The organism is Streptomyces sp. 3330 (assembly GCF_031456635.1).
Taxonomy (GTDB): domain Bacteria; phylum Actinomycetota; class Actinomycetes; order Streptomycetales; family Streptomycetaceae; genus Streptomyces.
Genome location: NZ_JAVDVA010000006.1, coordinates 357,393 through 377,232, shown reverse-complemented (window position 1 = coordinate 377,232; position 19,840 = coordinate 357,393). Strand labels below are relative to the sequence as shown.

Here is a 19,840-nt window from a genome sequence, read left to right as displayed (position 1 = left end):
TGGGTCAGCAGACGTCGAGCGCCGTGTCGTCCCGCTTCAGGTTCTTGAAGGTGCTGTTGTCCGCGCAGGGGGTCTCCTCGACGACCGTGTCACGGACCGTCAGGTTCTCCAGCGTGATGTCGCGCGAGTTGGCGAACTCGGCCCGGGCGGCGAGGCGGACGTGTCCCGGGCCGGCGACGGTGCCGCCCTTGGCGCCGATGGTGACGTTGTAGCAGTTCTCCACGAGGATGGCGTGGTTGCCGGTGTCGGCGATGTCGACCTCGTCGATGACGGCGCCGCCGCTCTCGGAGACGCAGAAGATGCCGCGTCCCCCGCCCCGGGCGATGACCTTGCCGACGTGGATGTTGGTCTTGTAGCTGTCGCCGATGCGGCCGTTGCGGTTGGCCATGCGGAAGGCGGCGTAACCGGTGCCGGTGCCCGCGTCGACGGCGTCGACGGTACCGATCTCGGCGTTCGTGGTGCCGTTCAGCAGCAGCCCGGACTCGCCCACGTTCCGCGCGGTGACCTTGCCGATGGTGAGGCCGTCGACGCCATAGGTCTCCACCGCCTGGGAACCGGAACCGGTCACCTTGATGTTGTCGATGCGGATGTTCTTGGTGGGCCGGGTGCGGTCACCGAAGTTGTCGATCCGGACGCCGATGTAGGTGCCGTTGATCTCGACCTGGCCGAGGGTGATGTTCTCGACGCTGCGCATGAAGATGCCGTACATCGGGCTGCCGGTGATCTTCAGATGCTGAATTTCGACGTCCGTCACCGCGCGGGCGTAGATGGGCGCGGTGTCGGTGGCGCCGTCGCCGGTGGCCGTGATGGTGCCGCACACGTCCAGAGCCGTATGGTTGGGCATCTTGATCTTCCAGTTCGCGGGCATGGTGCCCGAGCCGCGCACGACCACCCGCTCCTTGGCGGTGCGCTCCGGGTCGAGGCTGGCCAGTGCCGCCACGATCGCCCCGGTCATGTCGTCGCCCTCGTAGACGACCTTGTCGCCGTTGCGGGAGGTCCAGGTGTCGCCCGTCTTGACCGCTTCCGCGTCGAACGCGCCCTCGCCGCATTTCTGCTCGGGCTCCGCGGACTTCGTCGCTTCGGCTCCGGCCGCGGCCGAGGCGGTGGGGGCAGGGGACGCCGACGACCGCGATCGCTTGGCTTCGGACGACCGCCGACTGGCTTGCGCTTCGGGCGACTCGCCGTCGGGGGAGCGACTCGAAGCGCCCTGCCCGCCGTCGGCCCGGGTGTGCCGGTCAGCGCCCTTGGCGGAGGACTTGTGCTCGTCGGAGCCGTGGTGGTGCACGGCCACGGCCGCTCCGACGAGGGCCATGGAGGTGATACCCGCTACGGAGAGGGAGATGGCCGTGCGCCGGTTCCAGCGCCGGTTCGCGCGATGCCGCATAGGTACTTCCTTGCGTTCGTGGGGTGACAAGCTCTCGCGGGGCGCGCGCACGTCATCCGGCATGCTCTGGTCGGCCTTGGTGGTACGCCCCGCACATGGGAGACCCACGCGTCCCGTACTCGATGTCAGAAATCACACCCGCATCGGCGGTGACGTGCGTCACGCAAGCGGGTCGGTGAACCGGAAGGACGCGCTGTCCCAGTACGCGGCGGTGTCCTGGACGGGGTCGAGGTAGAGCTGCCCGTCGCGATACCGGACGTAGCGGTCGGTGTAGTTGACGGAGCGCAGGAACACGGATCCCCCGTCCGGGTCGCCGCGGAGGCAGAAGGTGGCGTCCTGGTCGAAGAGGGGGCTGCCGTCGTCGGGCGCGAGGCGGAGCCGGAAGCCGCTGTGCCGCAGGTACGTGCCGTCGTCGTCGCGCAGCGAGTAGCAGGCGGGGGCGGACAGACCGGGCACGACGGTGAAGGTCGCCGCCTCCCGCACCTGCACCGGGCTGGCGGGGCCGGCCTCGACAACTATGCCGATCCTGCCCGGATACGCCGCCATGTACTGACCGGCTCGCGACCCGAAGCGCAGGGCGTGGTCACCGAGCAGCGCGTCCGTGGAGCCCCTCGTCGGCGCGGCGGAAGACGGCGGGGCCGAGGCGGAGGCGGGCTCGGGTGACGGCTCGGGCTGCCGCGTCGTCACGCTCGGCGAGGCGCTGTGGCGGGCCGGGTCGGGGGCCGCGGACGGCGGCCGGGAGGAGTCGCCGTCGGGCATGGCGCTCCACAGGGTCACCCCGGCCACCGCCAGGACTCCCGCGGTGGCCGTCACGACCGCCCCCCGGGTGAGCCGGGACGCCGTCCGCGCGATCCGCCCCGCCTGCTGCGGTACACCCGTCGCGGGGGAAGGCGCCGGACCCGGCCCTGACGGCCCCGCCCCGGACGGGGTGAGCGAGGCCGCAGGGGCGGAGGAGGTGAGGAGGTGCGCGGCCAGGCCGACGGGCAGGGGCACCAGGGCGAGGTCGCCGAGCAGCCGCTCGGCGGGGACCATGCCGGTCGCGGCCTGCCGGCACCTCGGGCAGTCGCGAACGTGGCGGTGCAGCCGCTTGCGCCACAGCGGACCGGGGCGGCCGTCCCAGGAGGGCAGCAGAGCGTCGAGTCCGGGGCAGCGGGGCGTGGTGGCCAAGGCCCGCAAGATGGCGCGGGCCGCCTCCAGACGTTCCTTGACCCGCTTGACCCGCACGGCCGCGTAGTCGGCAGTCATGGCGCCGGCGCGCGTCCACTCGGCCCGGGTGAGTCGGCCGGCGGCCTCCATCCACCACAGGGAGAGGAACTCCCGTTCCTCCTCGTCCAGCCATCGCGCGGCCTCCACCGCCTCCCGGCGCTGTCCGGTCAGTTCCAGACGCAGCACGGTCAGCTCGGTGAAGTCGGCCCAGGGATCCGGTTCGCGGGTCAACTCGTCGGGCGGCGTGGCCTCGGGGTGGCGACGGCGGGCGTCGTCCCAGGTACGGGCCTGGCGTACGGCGATGGCGACCAGCCACGCGCGGAAGCTGTCCGGGTCGTCGAGGGCGGGCAGGTGGTCCACGGCACGCATCATGGTGTTCTGGACGACGTCGTCGACATCGGGATGCCCGTCCATGGCCCGGCCGACGATGTTGTAGATCAGCGGCAGGTACGCCGCCACCAGACGGTCGAGGGCCCGCCGGTCCCCCGCGCGCGCCGCGACGACGACCGCCGCGTCCGGCAGAGCACGCCCGTTGCCCGGGCGCGTGCGCGTGTGCGACATGTCTTCCCTCGCATCTCCTGCGCCCGTCCGCCCCGCATACCGCGATCGGCGAACCGGCGTGTGCCACCGGCGTCGACGGCCCGGCGCACGGGCTCGATCACCGCCCCGGGGCCGGGCCTACTGAAGAGTGCCGCAGAGGGGCGGAGGGCACAAGCTTCCGCAGCACGCGGGCCCCGCCGGCCCGCCGCTCCCTGTTCGGAGATCGCAGGTGGCCGCGCTTTCCCCGCCGGATATCGCTTTCTCGAAGGGATCTTCGTCACCGGCCACAGGTGTCATGCACGGCGGTTCCCGCGGTCGGCCACGCGTCACAGTTGCCTTTTTCACGGCTCCGCAATGGGCCAGCGGCTTTCGGGCCCGGCATGACTTCCCCCCTCGTTGTTCATGATCCGGGGGGGGCGGTGTCACTGGGCCCGGCATCGACGGACCGCTGATGAGGGGCTTGAGCACCGGCTTCACCCGGGCCGGAAGAGCTCTCCGTAGCGTGGATGTGGCAGCTCGGTACCGAGACAAAGCCGGACGAAAGCGTAATGGACGGGCCTGCACGTGAATGACACCGGCGACATCGACGTCTTCCTCGGCCTGGACGTCGGCAAGGGCGAACACCACGCCATCGCCGTCACGCCGGCCGGCAAGAAGGCGTTCGACAAGCGTCCACCCAACACCGAACCCAAGCTCCGCGAGCTTTTCGCCAAGCTCCAGGCCAAGCACGCAACGGTGCTGGTCGTGGTCGATCAATCGGCCTCGCTCGGGGCCCTGCCGCCGGCGGTGGCCCGGGATATGGGCTGCCCAGTCGCCTACTTACCAGGGCTGACGATGCGGCGGATCGCCGATTTCCCTCCCGGCGAGGCCAAGACAGATGCGAGGGACGCATTCGTCATCGCGGACGCGGCCCGCGCGATGCCGCACACGCCGCGGGCGATCGACGGCGAGGACGAAACGATTGCCGAGCTGGAGATGGTCGTCGGGTTCGACGACGATCTGGCCGGCGAAGCGACCAGGGTCGCGAACCGGCTGCACGGCCTGCTGACTCAGATGCATCCATCGCTGGAGCGGGTGCTGGGGCCTCGGTTGCAGCACCCGGCCGTCCTGACCCCGCTGGAGCGGTTCGGACCCCGGCGCAGCAGTCCTGGATGCTCGCCTCACCGTATGTCTGCGGCTGCTCTCGCTTCACCGGCTCGTGGTGGCCGTTCGCGCGGGTCGCGGTGGTGAGCGAGCGTCCCGTCGCACTGCACCGCGACGAGGCGGGCCGGCTCGACCACGGGGACGCCCGGCGCTGGCGTATCCCGACGGCTTCGCCCTGCACGCCTGGCGCGGCATGCCGGTGCCCGCCGAGCTCCTCGCCGGGCTGCCGGCGCTCACCCCGGACCGGATCCGGTCCGAGGAGAACGCCGAACTGCGCCGGGTCATGCTCGAGTACTACGGCTACGACCGCTGTCTGGCCGACTCGGGGGCACGTCGCGTCCACCGCGACGAGACGGGCACCCTGTGGCGTATCGACCTCCCGGACGACGAGCCCGTCGTCATGGTGGAGGTTCTCAACTCCACGGCGGAGCCGGACGGGACGCGGCGCACCTACTGGCTGCGGGTGCCGCCCGCGACCCGCACGGCCCGCGAGGGCGTCGCCTGGACCTTCGGACTGACGGCGGAGGTGTACGCGCCCGAGCGGGAGACGTGAGCCGGAGCGCCGGCCGCGTCCCGGCGCGTGTGCCGGTCCGGCGTCAGCCTCGGGCGGCGCGGGCCAGCACGTCGGTGACCCGGGCGTGGACCGCCTCCCGGGCGACGGCGGGAAGGGCGCCCAGGTCGGTGCCCGCCAGGGCGTGCAGGGCCTGTTCGGGGTCCGGGTCGTACGGCGTGCTCTCGCTGAACACCTCATATCCGTCGCGTACCGCCACCCGCAGTTCACGGGGGCTGTCGCCGTCGCCGTGCACCGCGGCGGCGACGACGAGCGGCGGCGGGCCGCCCGCCTCGCCCTCCAGCTTGCGGTAGCCGCTGGCCAGGGGGGTGCGCCAGCGCAGGGCGAGCAGCACGTGCCGCTTCGCCAGCAGCTCGGTCAGATCGGTCTCGTAGACGCTGCCGGGTTCCAGGACGGTGGCCCGGGCGTCGAGGACGAGGGCCGCCGGGAGCAGACAGCGCAGGGTGCTGCCGACGATGTTGCCGCCGACCGTGGCGGCCCGGCGCACCGCGCCGGTGCCCACGCCGGAGGCCGCGCGGTGCAGCGCCTCGGGCACGGTGGCGTCGACGCGGTTCAGCAGCACGGCTCCGCCGAGCTCCTCGGGGCCGACCGTGCCGGCCTCCGGGACGTTGCGCAGCGACACGGCCTGCTCGGGGAAGCCGTCCCGCTGCCAGCCGGCCCACACGAGCGTGGCGCCCCCTACCGGTACCGCTCCCTCGGCCAGACACCGCTGGGCTTCGGCTATGGAGGAGGGAAGACGCAACTGCACGACAACCGACCTGCCTTCCCTGGAAGTTCGTGGCGAGTGACGCGGTGTCATCGTGTGTCCCCGCGTCCACCCACCCGCATGATCAATGGCAGAACGGATTCTGCCCAGGCGTGCGGGGGCGCATACAGGGCTCATGGCTGCACCTCGCGCCACATGAAATTGCGTTGCGGCCGCCGGCCCTCTGCCGGCTGCTGCGGCACGCCTTCGCCGCTTTCGCGGACCGGGGCCGGGACACCGTCGGGCTCGGTGCGGACACCGCCAACGCGACCGGCGCGCCCGGGTTGTACACGCGCCACGGCATGGTCCTGCACTATGCCGTGGACACCTGGGAGGCCGTTCTGCGCTGACCGGGCGGGGCCCGGGCCCCGCCCGGTCCGTCCTGACGGCGGACCTCTTCGGGCGGGGCCGCCTACGGTGTCGCCGCGGGCAGTCCCGAGCGGGAGGAGATCCTCTCCCGCCCCGAGGCCGCCCGGTCGGTGGGCGGCCTCCTCGCGCTCCGGGCCGGCCGTGGCGCCCGCCCGGTGAGGCGCCGTCAGCCGTTCAGCGCCAGCCAGGGCCGGGGATCGGCGTAGTAGCCGTCGTAGATCACCTCGAAGTGCAGATGGGGGCCGGTGGACAGGCCGGTGGACCCGACCCGTCCGAGCGGGGTTCCGGTCTGCACGGCCTGTCCCGCGGTGACGTCGATGGCGGACAGATGGCTGTACGTGGTCTGCAGCCGCTTGCCCTCGATCGTGCCGTGGTCGACGACGACCCGGTTGCCGTAGGCCGAGGTCATGGCCGCGAAGACGACCGTGCCCGCGCGGGCGGCGGAGACCTGGGCGCCCTGGGGTGCGCCGAAGTCCACACCGGTGTGGAGTTTGGTGACGCCGGTCAGGGGGTGCCGGCGGGAGCCGTAGGGGGAGGTGATGGTGAGCGTGGTGACGGGCGGCGCCAGGATAGCGTCGGCCAGGACGCCGCCGGCGCTCGTGTCCTCCCGGTCGAAGGACTCGTACTTCGCGAACAGGGCCTTGACCTCGGTGAGATAGGTCCGCGCGGTGTCGGGGACGCCGCCCGCCTTCGTCACGGCGTCCGTGCCGACGGCGTAGGCGGCGAGGGTGAGGTCGACCAGCTCCCCGTTGACGGTGCCGTCGGTTCTGAGGCCGGTGACCTGCTGGGCCAGCGAGCAGTCCTGGCGGCCGAGCGCCATGATGGCGTCGGCCGGATCACCCGGTGAGGAGCGGCCGTTGCCGTCGTCGTCCTTGCCCCAGGTCTTCCAGTCCGCGGCGGTGTAGGCGGCGATGCCCTGGGGGCCCGAGGTGCCGGCGCCGGCGTTGCTCCAGCCGGTGAGCTGGTCGATCTGCGCGGCGAGGACGGACGGGGTGACGACCGTGCAGGCGTCGGCCGACTTGCGCAGCCAGGGCCCGTAGGTCGAGTTGACGCCACCGGCGGCGTCCTGCGGGGCGCTCTCCCCCGGGCTCCAGTCGTCGGGGAACCCACCGGTCAGGGCGAGGAATCCGGCCACCGTGGTGAGGGTGACCAGGCCCGGCAGGACGAGGAGGGTGAAGGGGCCCGGACCGCGCCGACGGGGTCGCGGGGCGGGTGCTTCCGGGGCCGGAGTCCCCGAGACCGGTGCCTCCGGAGCGAGGAGCGTGGGGGCAAGATCCTCGGGGGCGGTGACGGCCTCGTGCGCAGGGGTCTCGACGGCGGACTCGTCGCTCACGCGGCGAACTCCGGACGACGGGTCGACGGCCGCTGCGGCGCAGTGCAGTTGTTCACGCACGGACGCTAGCCGGTGGCCAGGCCCGCGTCACCGGACGCGAGGGCAGACCTGCTGCCCCCGGGGGCAGTGTCTTCCGGAGAGCATCCGGGCGCGGTGGTGGACCGCGGGCCGCCCGGGCCGGACGAGGTGGCCGCCGTCACCGCCGCACCGCCCGTGGCGGCCCGGCCGACGGCCCCGCACCTGCGCCGCGGCACCCTGTCCGGCACGGGCGCCGCGGCTCTGCCGGGCGGTCGGCCGCCGGTGCGTGTCCAGGGGCCGTACCGCCACCGCCGAGGGGGCCGGGACGGGGCCGCGGGCGGGGGACCGTCCGCGGCCCGTGACCTCAGCCCACCTCGACCAGCAGATCCCCGCCTTCCACCTGCTGGATGCGGTTGATGGCCAGCCGCGACACGGTGCCGGCCTTCGGAGCCGTGATCGTGGCCTCCATCTTCATCGCCTCGATGGTGGCGATCGTCGCGCCGGCCTCCACCTCGTCGCCCTCGGCGACCGCGAGGGTGACCACGCCCGCGAACGGCGCGGCGACATGCCCGGGGTTGGCGCGGTCGGCCTTCTCGGTGACCGGAACGTCGGAGGCGGCCGCCTTGTCCCGTACCTGGATGGGCCGCAGTTGGCCGTTCAGGGAGGACATGACCGTGCGCAGGCCTCGCTCGTCGGCCTCACCGACGGCCTGGAGCTCGATCAGGAGCCGGACACCCGGCTCGAGGTCGACGGCGTACTCCGTGCTCGGACGCAGACCGTAGAAGAAGTCCTTGCTGTCGAGCACGCTGGTGTCGCCGTAGGCCTGGCGGTGGGCCTCGAAGTCGCGGGTCGGGCCGGGGAAGAGCAGCCGGTTGAGGGTGGTGCGGCGGGTCTTCTCCAGGCCCTCGCGGTCCTCGGTGGTCAGTTCCTGGACGGGCTTGGACTCGGAGCGGCCCCGCAGCGCCTTGCTGCGGAACGGCTCGGGCCAGCCGCCGGGCGGGGTGCCGAGTTCGCCGCGCAGGAAGCCGATGACGGAGTCGGGGATGTCGTACCGGTCGGGCGACTCCTCGAAGTCCTGCGGGGACACTCCGGCGCCGACCAGGTGCAGGGCGAGGTCGCCGACCACCTTGGAGGACGGGGTGACCTTCACCAGGTGACCGAGGATGCGGTCGGCGGCGGCGTACATCGCCTCGATGTCCTCGAAGCGGTCGCCTAGGCCGAGCGCGACGGCCTGGGTGCGCAGGTTGGAGAGCTGCCCGCCGGGGATCTCGTGGTGGTAGACGCGTCCGGTCGGGGAGGCAAGGCCCGCTTCGAAGGGGGCGTAGATCTTGCGGACGCCCTCCCAGTACGGCTCCAGGTCGCCGACGGCCTGGAGGTCGAGGCCGGTGGGCCGCTCGGAGTGGTCGGTCGCGGCGACGATCGCCGACAGCGAGGGCTGCGAGGTCGTGCCTGCCATGGAGGCCACGGCGCCGTCGACGGCGTCCGCGCCGGCCTGGATCGCGGCCAGGTAGGTGGCGAGCTGGCCGCCTGCGGTGTCGTGGGTGTGCAGGTGCACCGGCAGGTCGAACTCGCGGCGCAGCGCCGACACGAGCTTCGCGGCGGCCGGGGCGCGCAGCAGGCCCGCCATGTCCTTGACGGCCAGCACATGGGCGCCCGCCTCGACGATCTGCTCCGCCAGGCGGAGGTAGTAGTCGAGGGTGTAGAGCCGCTCGTTCGGGTCGGACAGGTCGGAGGTGTAGCAGAGGGCGACCTCGGCGACGGCCGTCCCCGTCTCGCGTACGGCGTCGATGGCGGGCCGCATCTGGCCGACGTCGTTGAGCGCGTCGAAGATGCGGAAGATGTCGATGCCGGTGGCGGCGGCCTCCTGCACGAAGGCGTCGGTCACCTCGGTCGGGTACGGCGTGTAGCCGACGGTGTTGCGGCCGCGCAGCAGCATCTGGAGGCAGATGTTGGGGACGGCCTCGCGCAGCGCCGCCAGCCGCTCCCACGGGTCCTCGGCGAGGAAGCGCAGCGCGACGTCGTAGGTGGCGCCGCCCCAGCATTCCAGGGACAGCAACTGGGGCAGGGTCCGGGCGACCAGCGGGGCCGAGGCGAGGAGGTCCTTGGTGCGGACGCGGGTGGCCAGCAGGGACTGGTGGGCGTCGCGGAAGGTGGTGTCGGTGACGCCGATGGTCGGCGACTCGCGCAGCCGGCGGGCGAAGCCCTCGGGCCCGAGGTGGATCAGGTCCTGGCGGGATCCCGCGGGCGGTTCGCCGTCGGGCAGCGGGGGCAGCTTGGTGACCGGGTCGATCACCTCGGGCCGCTCACCGTGCGGCTTGTTCACCGTGACATCGGCGAGGTAGGTCAGCAGCTTGGTGCCGCGGTCGGCCGAGGAGCGGGCGGTGAGCAGGTGCGGGCGCTCTTCGATGAACGACGTCGTGACGCGTCCGGCCTGGAAGTCCGGGTCGTCCAGGACGGCCTGGAGGAACGGGATGTTGGTGGACACGCCCCGGATCCGGAACTCGGCGACGGCCCGCCGGGCCCGCTTGATCGCGGTCTCGAAGTCCCGGCCCCGGCAGGTCAGTTTGACCAGCATGGAGTCGAAGTGCGCGCTGATCTCGGTACCCGCGTGGGTGGTGCCGCCGTCGAGGCGGATACCGGACCCGCCGGGCGAGCGGTAGGCGCTGATGCGGCCGGTGTCGGGGCGGAAGCCGTTGGCGGGGTCCTCGGTGGTGATGCGGCACTGCAGGGCGGCGCCGTGCAGGGTGACGGTCTCCTGGGACAGGCCGAGGTCGGCCAGGGTCTCGCCGGCGGCGATGCGCAGCTGGGCCTGCACGAGGTCGACGTCGGTGACCTCCTCGGTCACCGTGTGCTCGACCTGGATGCGCGGGTTCATCTCGATGAAGACGTGGTTGCCCGCGGGGTCGAGGAGGAACTCGACGGTGCCGGCGTTGCGGTAGCCGATCTGCCGGGCGAAGCGGACCGCGTCGGCGCAGATCCGGTCGCGCAGTTCCGGGGCGAGGTTGGGCGCGGGGGCCAGCTCGATCACCTTCTGGTGACGGCGCTGGACCGAGCAGTCGCGCTCGAAGAGGTGGATGACGTTGCCCTCGCCGTCGGCGAGGATCTGCACCTCGATGTGACGGGGGTCGACGACGGCCTTCTCCAGGAAGACGGTCGGGTCGCCGAAGGCGGACGCGGCCTCGCGGGAGGCGGCCTCGATGGACTCACGCAGCACGGTCGGGTCCTCGACGCGGCGCATGCCCCGTCCGCCGCCTCCGGCGACCGCCTTGACGAACAGCGGGAAGCCGATCTCCTCGGCGGCCCGGACCAGTTCGTCGACGTCGTTGGAGGGCGCGGACGAGCCGAGCACGGGCACGCCCGCCGCGCGGGCCGCCGCGACGGCGCTCGCCTTGTTCCCCGTCAGTTCGAGGGTGCGCGCGTCGGGGCCGACGAAGGTGATGCCCGCCTCCTCGCAGGCCCGCGCGAGTTCGGGGTTCTCGGAGAGGAACCCGTAGCCCGGGTAGACGGCGTCGGCGCCCGCCCGGCGCGCGGCCCCGACGATCTCCTCGACGGAGAGGTAGGCGCGCACCGGGTGCCCTTGCTCGCCGATCTCGTAGGCCTCGTCGGCCTTCTGCCGGTGGAGAGAGTTGCGGTCCTCGTGCGGGAAGACCGCGACCGTACGCGCACCCAGCTCATAGCCGGCGCGAAACGCACGGATCGCGATCTCACCACGGTTGGCGACCAGCACCTTGCGGAACATCCGGGACCCCTTCAGCCTGGCGGTGACGAGGACCATCGTGTCGGTGTGCGACCTGGTTGGCCATGTGAGTCGGGCCACTCGGCGCATGTCTCGCTCGATCGGACCGTGCCCGGCTGCATGCGACTGCGCCCGACGTCCGGTCAGGTCGCCGTCGCCGCGGCCGCGGCGCGTCCCGCCTGGCGCCCGGAGAACAGGCAGCCGCCGAGGAAGGTGCCTTCGAGGGAGCGGTAGCCGTGGATCCCGCCGCCGCCGAAGCCGGCGACCTCACCGGCCGCGTACAGACCGGGCACGGGGTTCCCGGCCGCGTTCAGGACCCGGCCGGAGAGGTCGGTCTGGAGACCGCCGAGGGTCTTGCGGGTGAGGATGTTGAGGCGTACGGCGATCAGCGGGCCCGCGCCGGAGTCGAGGATGCGGTGGACGGCGGCCGTCCGGCTGAGTGAGTCGCCGGTGTAGTTGAGTGCGTTGCGGATGCCCATGACCTGGACGTCCTTGGTGTACGCGTTGTCGATCTCCCGGTCCCGGGCCTCGATCTGCCGCTTGAGGCCGGCGAGGTCGATGAGCGAGGTGCCGGTCAGTTTGTTCATGCCGGCGACGAGGTCGGTGAGCGTCGAGGCGACGACGAAGTCCTCGCCCTTGTTCTTGAACTTCTCGATCGGCTCCGGGGTCTGCCAGATCCGCGACAGCAGCTGCCAGACGTTCTTGTTCGTGAGGTCGGGGTTCTGTTCGGAGCCGGAGAGCGCGAACTCCTTGGCGATGATCTTCTGGGTGGTGACGAACCAGGAGTAGTCGTATCCCGAGTCGGTGATGGTCTTGAGGGTGTGCAGGGTGTCGTAGCCGGGGATGTCGGGCGTGTCGAACCGCTTGCCCGTCGCGTCGAACCACATCGAGGACGGGCCGGGGAGGATGCGGATGCCGTGGCCGGGCCAGATCGGGTCGTAGTTGCGCAGGCCCTCGGTGTAGTGCCACATGCGGTCGGGGTTCACGATGCGGCCGCCCGCCTTCTCGGTGATGCCCAGCATGCGGCCGTCGACGTGCGCGGGAACGCCCGTGACCATGGACTTCGGCGGAGTGCCCATCCGGGCGGGCCAGTTCTGCCGGACCAGGTCGTGGTCGGCGCCGATGCCGCCGGAGGTGACGACGACGACCGGGGCGCGCAGTTCGAAGGCGCCGACCACCGTGCGGGAGCTGGGCTTGCCGCGGGCCACGCCGCTGGGCTCCAGGACGGCGCCGCGCACGCCGGTGACGACTCCCCCGGTGGTGACGATCTCGTCCACGCGGTGCCGGAACCTGAAGCTCACCTTGTTGTCGGCTACCGCGGCCCGCACCTTCTTCTCGAAGGGCTCGACGACCGCGGGTCCGGTGCCCCAGGTGACGTGGAAGCGGGGTACGGAGTTGCCGTGTCCGGTGGCGAGACCGCCGCCGCGTTCCGCCCAGCCGACGATCGGGAACCACTGCACGCCGAGCCCGGACAGCCAGGACCGCTTCTCGCCGGACGCGAACTCGACGTAGGCCTTGGCCCACTGGTGGGCCCAGTGGTCCTGGCCCTGGGGGTCGTCGACGCCCCGGTCGAACCCGGCTGTGCCCTGCCAGTCCTGCCAGGCGAGGTCGTAGGTGTCCTTGACGCCCATCAGGCGCTGTTCGTCGGAGTTGACGAAGAACAGTCCGCCGAAGGACCAGAACGCCTGGCCGCCGATGCTCGCCTCGGGTTCCTGGTCGAGCAGGAGCACCTTGCGTCCGGCCGCGGCGAGTTCGGCGGTGGCGACGAGTCCGGCCAGGCCGTGGCCGACGACGATCGCGTCGGCGTCCTGCGCGGCGCCGTACGCGGGGAAGGCCTGCGCGGCGAGGGTCGCGCCCGCGAGGACTCCGCCCGCCGCGGTCAGGGCGTGGCGGCGGGTGATTCCAGCGGCTTCGGGGGTGTCCATGAGCGGCCCTCCTGGAGGCTTCGCGGGGGCGGTGCCTGGACCGTGCCCGGCTGGGCCCCGGCCGGTCCAGGGGTGGCGTGACTGAGGGGTGTTCCTGCGACAACTGCGCTGTTACCGTCGGTAGCCCAACAGGAAACCAGGTCGTCACACGGCTCCGGTAGTGCGCGGGCGTCAACGTGGGAGCCGCTCGCTTGTGGCTCGGCGACAGCGTCCGGGCGGAGGGGGGACCATGACCGTCGTCCAGGGGCCGGAGCCGGTCGCCAGGGTCCTGCGGGACATGGCCGCCGACGTGGAGGTGTGCGTAGAGCTCGCGCGCGCCGCCCGCAGCCGGTCCCCCGGGCTGTCCCGGCTGACCGAGGAGGCGACCCGGTCGCATGTGACGGCGATGCTCCGCGCGGCCGATCCCTGGTTCACCGCTCCGGGGCGGACCGGGCCGGTCGACGAACAGGACTTCACGGCCGCCCTTCTGCTCGGGGCCGACCGTGCCGTGCAGGGCGTGCCGATGACGGTCGTCCTGCGGGGCGTGCAGGCGGCGCTGGGCCGCGCGGCGGAGATCGTCGTGGACCGGTGCCGTGCGGCGGGGGTCTCGGACCGGGCGCTGCTGTCGGTCGTCCTGCGGCTCCAGGAGTACGGCGCCGCGATGGAACGGCAGGTGATCCACGGCTACCGTGCCGCCGAGCACGAGTCGCCGCGCGCGCTGGGCGCCGTCCGCACCCGGCTGCTGCGCCAGGCCCTGACCGGCGAAGTCCCGCCGCGTGAGGAGGAGTTGGCACGGGCCGGGATCCGGTCGGACGCCGCGGGGCACTACCACTGCCTGGCCGCCGCCCCCGCGCCCGGGCGGGCGGTGGTCTCGCCGCACGCGGTGACCGTGCCGCTCGACGGCCGCACGGCCGGTCTGTGTCCGCGGCCGCCGGAGGCCGACGAGGTCGGTCCCGGGGCGCTCGTCGTGGTCGCGCCCGCCGCTCCCCTGCCGGAGCTGCCCGCGCTGTACCGGCTGTGCGTGCGCGCCGTGGATCTCGCCCGGCAGCACGGCCTGCCGGGGCTGTACGACGTCACGGACTTCGCCGCCCGGATCGCGCTGGCCGAACAGCCCGCCCTGGGCGCCCTGCTGAGCCGCCGGCTGCTCGGCTCCCTCGATCCGGCCGACGCCTTCCACCGTCAACTCGCCCTCACCGCACTGGCGTTCCTCGACAACGGGCGTCGGCTCGACCAGACCGCGGCGGCCCTGTTCACCCACCCCAACACCGTCCGCTACCGGCTCGGCCGGCTCCGGCAGATCACCTCCTCGTCCCTCGCGGACGGGGACGGGCCACCGGCCGCGCTGCACTGGTGGTGGGCTCTCACCGCATGGCTGGAGTCGTCAACAAGGGCCTGAGCGAACGGACTTGTGGGCCGCCTGATTATGTTCGACCTGTCGGACATTGTTCGAGAACCCTTGACGCGGCTGAGGGCACCGTTTGACACTCTCGCAACATCACGTCACACGGTGGAAACGGCGGTCCCTCATGGCGCACAGAAATCGACCCGGCGACCGCACGAGACGGAGGACGGGACAACGGGCCGCGCTGACCGCCGTGTCCCTGCTCGTCGGACTCGTCGGGGCGGCGACCCCCGTCCAGGCCGCCGAGACCGCCGACATCACCGACGGCCTGGCCCTCTGGTACAGACTCGACGCCACGTCCGGCAGCACGGTCGCCGACGCCTCCGGCCACGGCCGCGACGGCACGGTGGTCGGCGCCGCCGGCTGGTCGCCCACCGGCCAGGGCCTCGCCTTCAACGGCTCCGACACCTACGTCAAGATGCCGAACGACGTGCTCAAGGGCCTGGACGCGATCAGCGTCGCCCTGGACGTGCGGATCGACGCCGCCCAGTCCACGCCGTACTTCCTGTACGGCTTCGGCAACTCCAGCGGCAGCAACGGCAACGGCTACCTGTTCACCACGGGCAACTCGCTGCGCACCTCGATCGCCACCGGCAACTGGTCGACGGAGCAGACCACCAAGCCCGCCGACTCCCACAACCTGACCCGCTCGGTGTGGAAGCACCTCACCTACACGCAGTCCGGCACCACCGGCGTGCTGTACGAGGACGGCGTCGAGATCGCCCGCAACACGGCGGTCACCATCACCCCCGGCGCCATCGGCTCCGGCGTCACCACCGCCAACCACCTCGGCAGGTCGGTGTACTCGGGCGACAAACTCTTCAAGGGCGACATCCGCGACTTCCGGGTGTACGACCACGCACTGGCCGCCTCCGACGTCGAACAGCTCGCCCTCCCCGTGGCCACCCAGGGCGTCGCCGACGACAAGGCGGCACTGAGCCTCGGGGACACCGGTGCCGTCGTCGCCGACCTGGACCTGCCGAAGACCGGCACGGCAGGCGGCGCCACCATCGGCTGGGCGAGCGACAACACCGCCGTGGTGTCGGACGCGGGCAAGGTGACGCGTCCCGCCGCGGGCGAGCCGGACGGCCACGCCACGCTCACCGCCACCCTCAGGAAGGGGACGGTCACCGCGACCAAGTCGTTCGACGTCACCGTCCTCGCCGCCTTCGACGACGCGACCGCAGCCCGGCACGCCGCCGACGCCCTCACGGTCCACGACCTCGACGACGTACGCGGCAACCTAGGCCTCCCGGCGACCGGTTCCTACGGCACCGACGTCACCTGGTCCTCCGCGCGAGCGGACGTCGTCTCGGCCGACGGCGTCGTCCACCGCCCCGCGCACGGCGCCGGCGCCACCACCGTCGACCTGACCGCGACCGTCACCAAGGGCGCGGCGAAGGCGACCCGCGTGTTCACCGCGAAGGTCCCCGAACTCCCCGTGAAGGAAGCCCTCGAGGGCTACATGTTCAGCTACTTCACCGGCGAGGGCACGGCCGACGGCGAGCAGCTGTACGCCGCGCTCAGCAAGGGCGACGACCCGCTGAAGTGGCGGGAGCTGAACGACGGGCAGCCCGTCCTGACCTCCACCCTCGGCGAGCGGGGCCTGCGCGACCCGTTCATCATCCGCTCCCCCGAGGGCGACAAGTTCTACCAGATCGCCACCGACCTCAGGATCTACGGCAACGGCGACTGGGACGCCGCCCAGCGCACCGGCAGCAAGTCCATCATGGTCTGGGAGTCCACCGACCTCGTCCACTGGACGGACCAGCGCCTGGTGAAGGTCTCCCCCGACAGCGCAGGCAACACCTGGGCGCCCGAGGCGTACTACGACGCCGGCCTCGGCGCGTACGTGGTCTTCTGGGCGTCCAAGCTGTACGACGACGCGGCACACTCAGGCGACACGTACAACCGGATGATGTACGCCACGACCCGCGACTTCCACACGTTCAGCGAGCCCGAGGTGTGGATCGACCGCGGCTACTCGGTCATCGACTCCACGGTGATCCAGCACGACGGCACCTACTTCCGGCTCTCGAAGGACGAGCGCAACAACTCCTCCTCCACCCCCAACAGCAAGTTCATCTTCGAGGAGAGGAGCGACTCGCTGCTGAACCCGTCCTGGGACGCGGTCGCCGAGGGCATCGGCAAGGGCGCGATGAACGCCGCCGAGGGACCGCTGGTGTTCAAGTCCAACACCGAGGAGAAGTGGTACGCCTTCCTCGACGAGTTCGGGGGCCGCGGCTACCTGCCGTTCGAGACCACGGACCTCGCCTCCGGCGTCTGGACCCCGTCCACCGGCTACGACCTGCCGGCCAGGCCCCGCCACGGCACCGTCCTGCCGGTCACCCAGGCCGAGTACGACCGGCTGCTGCGCGCCTACCAGCCCGACCAGCTGGTCGAGAGCGTCGAGGACGTGTCCGTGACGACACGGATCGGCCGGGCCCCGGTGCTGCCCGCGACCGTGATCGCCGCCTACGCCGACGGTGTGGCCCGCCCGGTGACGGTGGCCTGGGACGACGTCCCGGCCTCGGCGTACGCGCAGGCCGGCACGTTCACGGTGACCGGAAGCCTGCCCGACGGCGCCGCGCTCACCGTCCGGGCCCGGGTGACGGTCTCCGAGGAGGGCGCCGACGTGCCCGCCGACCTGCTGCTGCACTACGGCTTCGACGAGACGTCCGGCAACATCGCCGTCGACTCCAGCGGCCACGGCAACCACGGCACGTACGTCCGCACACCCGCGTTCGGAACCGGCGTGGACGGCGGCTCGTTCACGATGTCCGGCGACTCCGCCACCTCCCCGTACGTCAGGATCCCGAACGGCGTGCTGAAGGGCGCCGACAGCGTCACGGTGTCCACATACGCCAAATGGAAGGGCGGCTCCTCCTTCCAGTGGCTGTTCGGGCTCGGACCCGACAGCGACAAGTACCTCTTCGCCACCCCCTCCAACGGCGGCTCCAGTCTGTACTCGGCCATCACGAAGGCCAGTTGGTCGGCGGAGTCGAAGCTGACGGCCGGCTCGCAGCTGACCCCCAACGAGTGGCGGCACGTCACGGTCACCCTCGACGGCGCCGCCGGCACGATGGTGCTCTACGTCGACGGGGTCGAGGCGGCCCGCACGACGACCACCGTGAAGCCGTCCGAGCTGTACGACTCCGCCAAGGACCACAGCGGCTACATCGGCAGGTCGCTGTACGCGGCCGACCCGTACTTCGGCGGCGAGGTCGACGACTTCCGGATCTACGACCGCGCGCTGTCGGCCGCCGAGGTCATGGAGCTCAGCGGCAACACCGCGGGCATCGCCAAGGCGACGCACCCCGCGCTGAAGGTCGACGCCCTCCTCGACAACGCTTCCGGCAAGATCACCCTGCCGCTGAAGGAGGGCACCGACCTCACGACGCTGGCACCGGAGTTCACCCTCGCCCACGGCGCGGCGATCAGCCCCGCCTCGGGCAGCGTGCACGACTTCAGCGAGCCGGTGACGTACGAGGTGACCGGCTCGGACGGCACCAAGCGCACCTGGACCGTGTCGGCGCTGGTCATGAGGAGCCCGGTGCTGCCGGGCCTCAACGCCGACCCCAACATCGCGCGCTTCGGCGACACCTTCTACATGTACCCGACGACCGACGGATTCGAGGGCTGGAGCGGCACGCAGTTCACGGCGTACTCGTCGACCGACCTGGTGCACTGGACCGACCACGGGGTCATCCTCGACCTCGGGCCGGACGTGAGCTGGGCGGACAGCAGGGCCTGGGCGCCGGCGATCGCCGAGAAGAACGGGAAGTACTACTTCTACTTCTGCGCCGACGCCAACATCGGCGTCGCCGTCTCCGACTCGCCCACCGGCCCGTTCACGGACGCGCTGGGCAAGCCGCTGCTCAAGGCCGGACAGTACGGCGGCCAGATGATCGACCCGGCGGTCTTCACGGACGACGACGGCCGGTCGTACCTCTACTGGGGCAACGGCCACGCCTACGTCGTGCCGCTCGGCGAGGACATGGTCTCCTTCGACACCTCGCAGATCACCGACATCACCCCGAGCGGGTACAACGAGGGCAGCTTCGTCGTCAAGCGCAAGGGCACCTACTACTTCATGTGGTCGGAGAACGACACCCGGGACGAGAACTACCGCGTCGCCTACGCCACCGGCCCCTCGCCCACCGGCCCGTGGACCGAGCACGGCGTGCTCCTGGAGAAGGACCTCTCCCTCGGCATCAAGGGCACCGGCCACCACTCGGTCGTCCAGGTCCCGGGGACGGACGACTGGTACATCGCCTACCACCGCTTCGCCATCCCCGGCGGTGACGGCACCCACCGCGAAACCACCGTCGACAGGCTGGAGTTCGACGCCGACGGCCTGATCCGGAAGGTCGTGCCCACCCTCACGGGCATCGACCCGGTCACCGTCGTCCACGCCGGTCCGGACGCCCAGGGCGTCGAAGGCGCCCCGATCGCCCTGACCGGCACGGTCTCCGGAGCGGGCGGCGCGCGCTGGACCCCCGAGAAGGGAGCGCCCTGCACGGTCGAGGACCCCGCAGCCGCCCGCACGACGGTCACCTGCGCCGACGACGGCGCCTACACCGTCACGCTGACCGGCGGCCGCAGCACCGACTCGGCCGTGGTGACGGTGACGAACGCGGCCCCGGCCCTCACGTCCGCCACCGGTCCCTCGGGCCCGGTGCCGGCCGGCCGCGGCACGGCCGTCACCGTCCGGTTCGCCGACCCGGGCGCCGGTGACACCCACACCTGCGTGATCGACTGGAAGGACGGCGGCGGACCGGTCACCGGCACCCTCACCCCGTCCGGCTGCCGTGCCGAGCACACCTACACCTCGGCGGGCATCCGCCGCCCGGTGGTCACCGTCACCGACGACGACGGCGCCTCGGCCGCCACGACGCTCCCGGAGCTGATCGTGTACGACCGGGCCGCCGGACCGGTGGTGGGCGCGGGCACCGTCGTGGCCCGGGTCGGGCCGAAGCTGACGGGCCGGGCGTTCTTCTCGCTCACGGCCGGCTACCTGCCGGGGGCCACCGCCCCGGCCGGCGGGGTCACGTTCGACTTCCCGCAGGCCCACGTGAAGTTCCGTTCCACCGGCCTCGACTGGCTGGTCGTCACCGGCTCCACGGCCGTCCTCCAGGGCGCGGGCACGGTCGGCGGCAAGAGCGGCTACGTCTTCCGCGTCACGACGACCGACAGCCCTGACACCTTCCTCGTCAGGATCTGGAAGAAGTCCGGCGGGGAGGTGGTCCACGGCGGTGGCTCCCCGGCACAGGTCAACGGCGTGATCACGGTCGGCTACCGCCGCCGTTAGCCCGACGGCCCGGCCCTCGATCCGGCCGGGCGGTTGAGGTCGAGGGGCCCCCTGTCCGGGACAGGGGGCCCCTCGACCGGACGTCCCCCCCCGGCCGTCCTGCTGCACGGCTTCCTCCAGCACACCCGGCCCGAGCGCGCGCACCTCGTCACCCGGCCGGACTGCCCCGCCGACGGGC

General features: G+C 72.2%; 8 protein-coding genes and 3 pseudogenes. 5 read left to right on the top strand and 6 right to left on the bottom strand.

Features of this window, described 5'->3' with window-relative positions; all coding sequences use genetic code 11:
- Nucleotides 1–4: 4 nt before the first annotated feature.
- On the bottom strand, nucleotides 5–1,384 hold the full coding sequence (locus J2X68_RS13680) for a right-handed parallel beta-helix repeat-containing protein (RefSeq protein ID WP_310432770.1): 1,380 nt from the start codon (nucleotides 1,382–1,384) through the stop codon (nucleotides 5–7).
- A 159-nt stretch (nucleotides 1,385–1,543) separates the two neighbouring features.
- Nucleotides 1,544–3,151 (bottom strand): sigma-70 family RNA polymerase sigma factor, encoded by a 1,608-nt coding sequence (locus J2X68_RS13675; protein ID WP_310432769.1) that lies wholly within the window; start codon nucleotides 3,149–3,151, stop codon nucleotides 1,544–1,546.
- A 543-nt stretch (nucleotides 3,152–3,694) separates the two neighbouring features.
- Here J2X68_RS13675 and J2X68_RS13670 point away from each other — a divergent pair.
- A pseudogene (locus J2X68_RS13670) lies at nucleotides 3,695–4,261 on the top strand (IS110 family transposase); the annotation flags it as partial.
- A 53-nt stretch (nucleotides 4,262–4,314) separates the two neighbouring features.
- A pseudogene (locus J2X68_RS13665) lies at nucleotides 4,315–4,826 on the top strand (DUF6745 domain-containing protein); the annotation flags it as partial.
- Nucleotides 4,827–4,869: 43 nt separating this feature from the next.
- Here J2X68_RS13665 and J2X68_RS13660 read toward each other — a convergent pair.
- Nucleotides 4,870–5,592, bottom strand: a complete 723-nt coding sequence (locus J2X68_RS13660; protein ID WP_310432768.1) for an FAD binding domain-containing protein — start codon at nucleotides 5,590–5,592, stop codon at nucleotides 4,870–4,872.
- 188 nt (nucleotides 5,593–5,780) lie between these two features.
- Between J2X68_RS13660 and J2X68_RS13655 the strand changes: the two are divergent.
- Nucleotides 5,781–5,939 (top strand): annotated as a pseudogene (locus J2X68_RS13655) (GNAT family N-acetyltransferase); the annotation flags it as partial.
- 185 nt (nucleotides 5,940–6,124) lie between these two features.
- Here the strand turns inward: J2X68_RS13655 and J2X68_RS13650 are convergent.
- The 3 genes from J2X68_RS13650 to J2X68_RS13640 form a co-directional block, all read right to left on the bottom strand.
- Nucleotides 6,125–7,291, bottom strand: coding sequence for a M23 family metallopeptidase (locus J2X68_RS13650; RefSeq protein WP_310432767.1), 1,167 nt, complete (start codon nucleotides 7,289–7,291; stop codon nucleotides 6,125–6,127).
- 382 nt (nucleotides 7,292–7,673) lie between these two features.
- Entirely contained in the window at nucleotides 7,674–11,048 is a 3,375-nt protein-coding gene (locus J2X68_RS13645) for a pyruvate carboxylase (protein ID WP_310432796.1), read from the bottom strand.
- Nucleotides 11,049–11,188: 140 nt separating this feature from the next.
- Nucleotides 11,189–12,970 (bottom strand): FAD-binding dehydrogenase, encoded by a 1,782-nt coding sequence (locus J2X68_RS13640; RefSeq protein ID WP_310432766.1) that lies wholly within the window; start codon nucleotides 12,968–12,970, stop codon nucleotides 11,189–11,191.
- Between the two features lie 229 nt (nucleotides 12,971–13,199).
- On the opposite strand from J2X68_RS13640, the gene J2X68_RS13635 reads away from it, so the two are divergent.
- Together J2X68_RS13635 and J2X68_RS13630 are read left to right on the top strand one after the other, a co-directional pair.
- Nucleotides 13,200–14,345 (top strand): helix-turn-helix domain-containing protein, encoded by a 1,146-nt coding sequence (locus J2X68_RS13635; protein ID WP_310432765.1) that lies wholly within the window; start codon nucleotides 13,200–13,202, stop codon nucleotides 14,343–14,345.
- Between the two features lie 130 nt (nucleotides 14,346–14,475).
- Complete coding sequence (locus tag J2X68_RS13630) at nucleotides 14,476–19,662, top strand: family 43 glycosylhydrolase (protein WP_310432764.1); 5,187 nt, start codon at nucleotides 14,476–14,478, stop codon at nucleotides 19,660–19,662.
- Nucleotides 19,663–19,840: the final 178 nt, after the last annotated feature.

Excerpts from the sequence above, each read along its gene's own strand:
- J2X68_RS13680 (WP_310432770.1), bottom strand. The coding sequence starts at position 1,384 with ATGCGGCATCGCGCGAACCGGCGCTGGAACCGGCGCACGGCCATCTCC.
- J2X68_RS13675 (WP_310432769.1), bottom strand. The coding sequence starts at position 3,151 with ATGTCGCACACGCGCACGCGCCCGGGCAACGGGCGTGCTCTGCCGGAC.
- J2X68_RS13645 (WP_310432796.1), bottom strand. The coding sequence starts at position 11,048 with ATGTTCCGCAAGGTGCTGGTCGCCAACCGTGGTGAGATCGCGATCCGT.
- J2X68_RS13640 (WP_310432766.1), bottom strand. The coding sequence starts at position 12,970 with ATGGACACCCCCGAAGCCGCTGGAATCACCCGCCGCCACGCCCTGACC.
- J2X68_RS13635 (WP_310432765.1), top strand. The coding sequence starts at position 13,200 with ATGACCGTCGTCCAGGGGCCGGAGCCGGTCGCCAGGGTCCTGCGGGAC.
- J2X68_RS13630 (WP_310432764.1), top strand. The coding sequence starts at position 14,476 with ATGGCGCACAGAAATCGACCCGGCGACCGCACGAGACGGAGGACGGGA.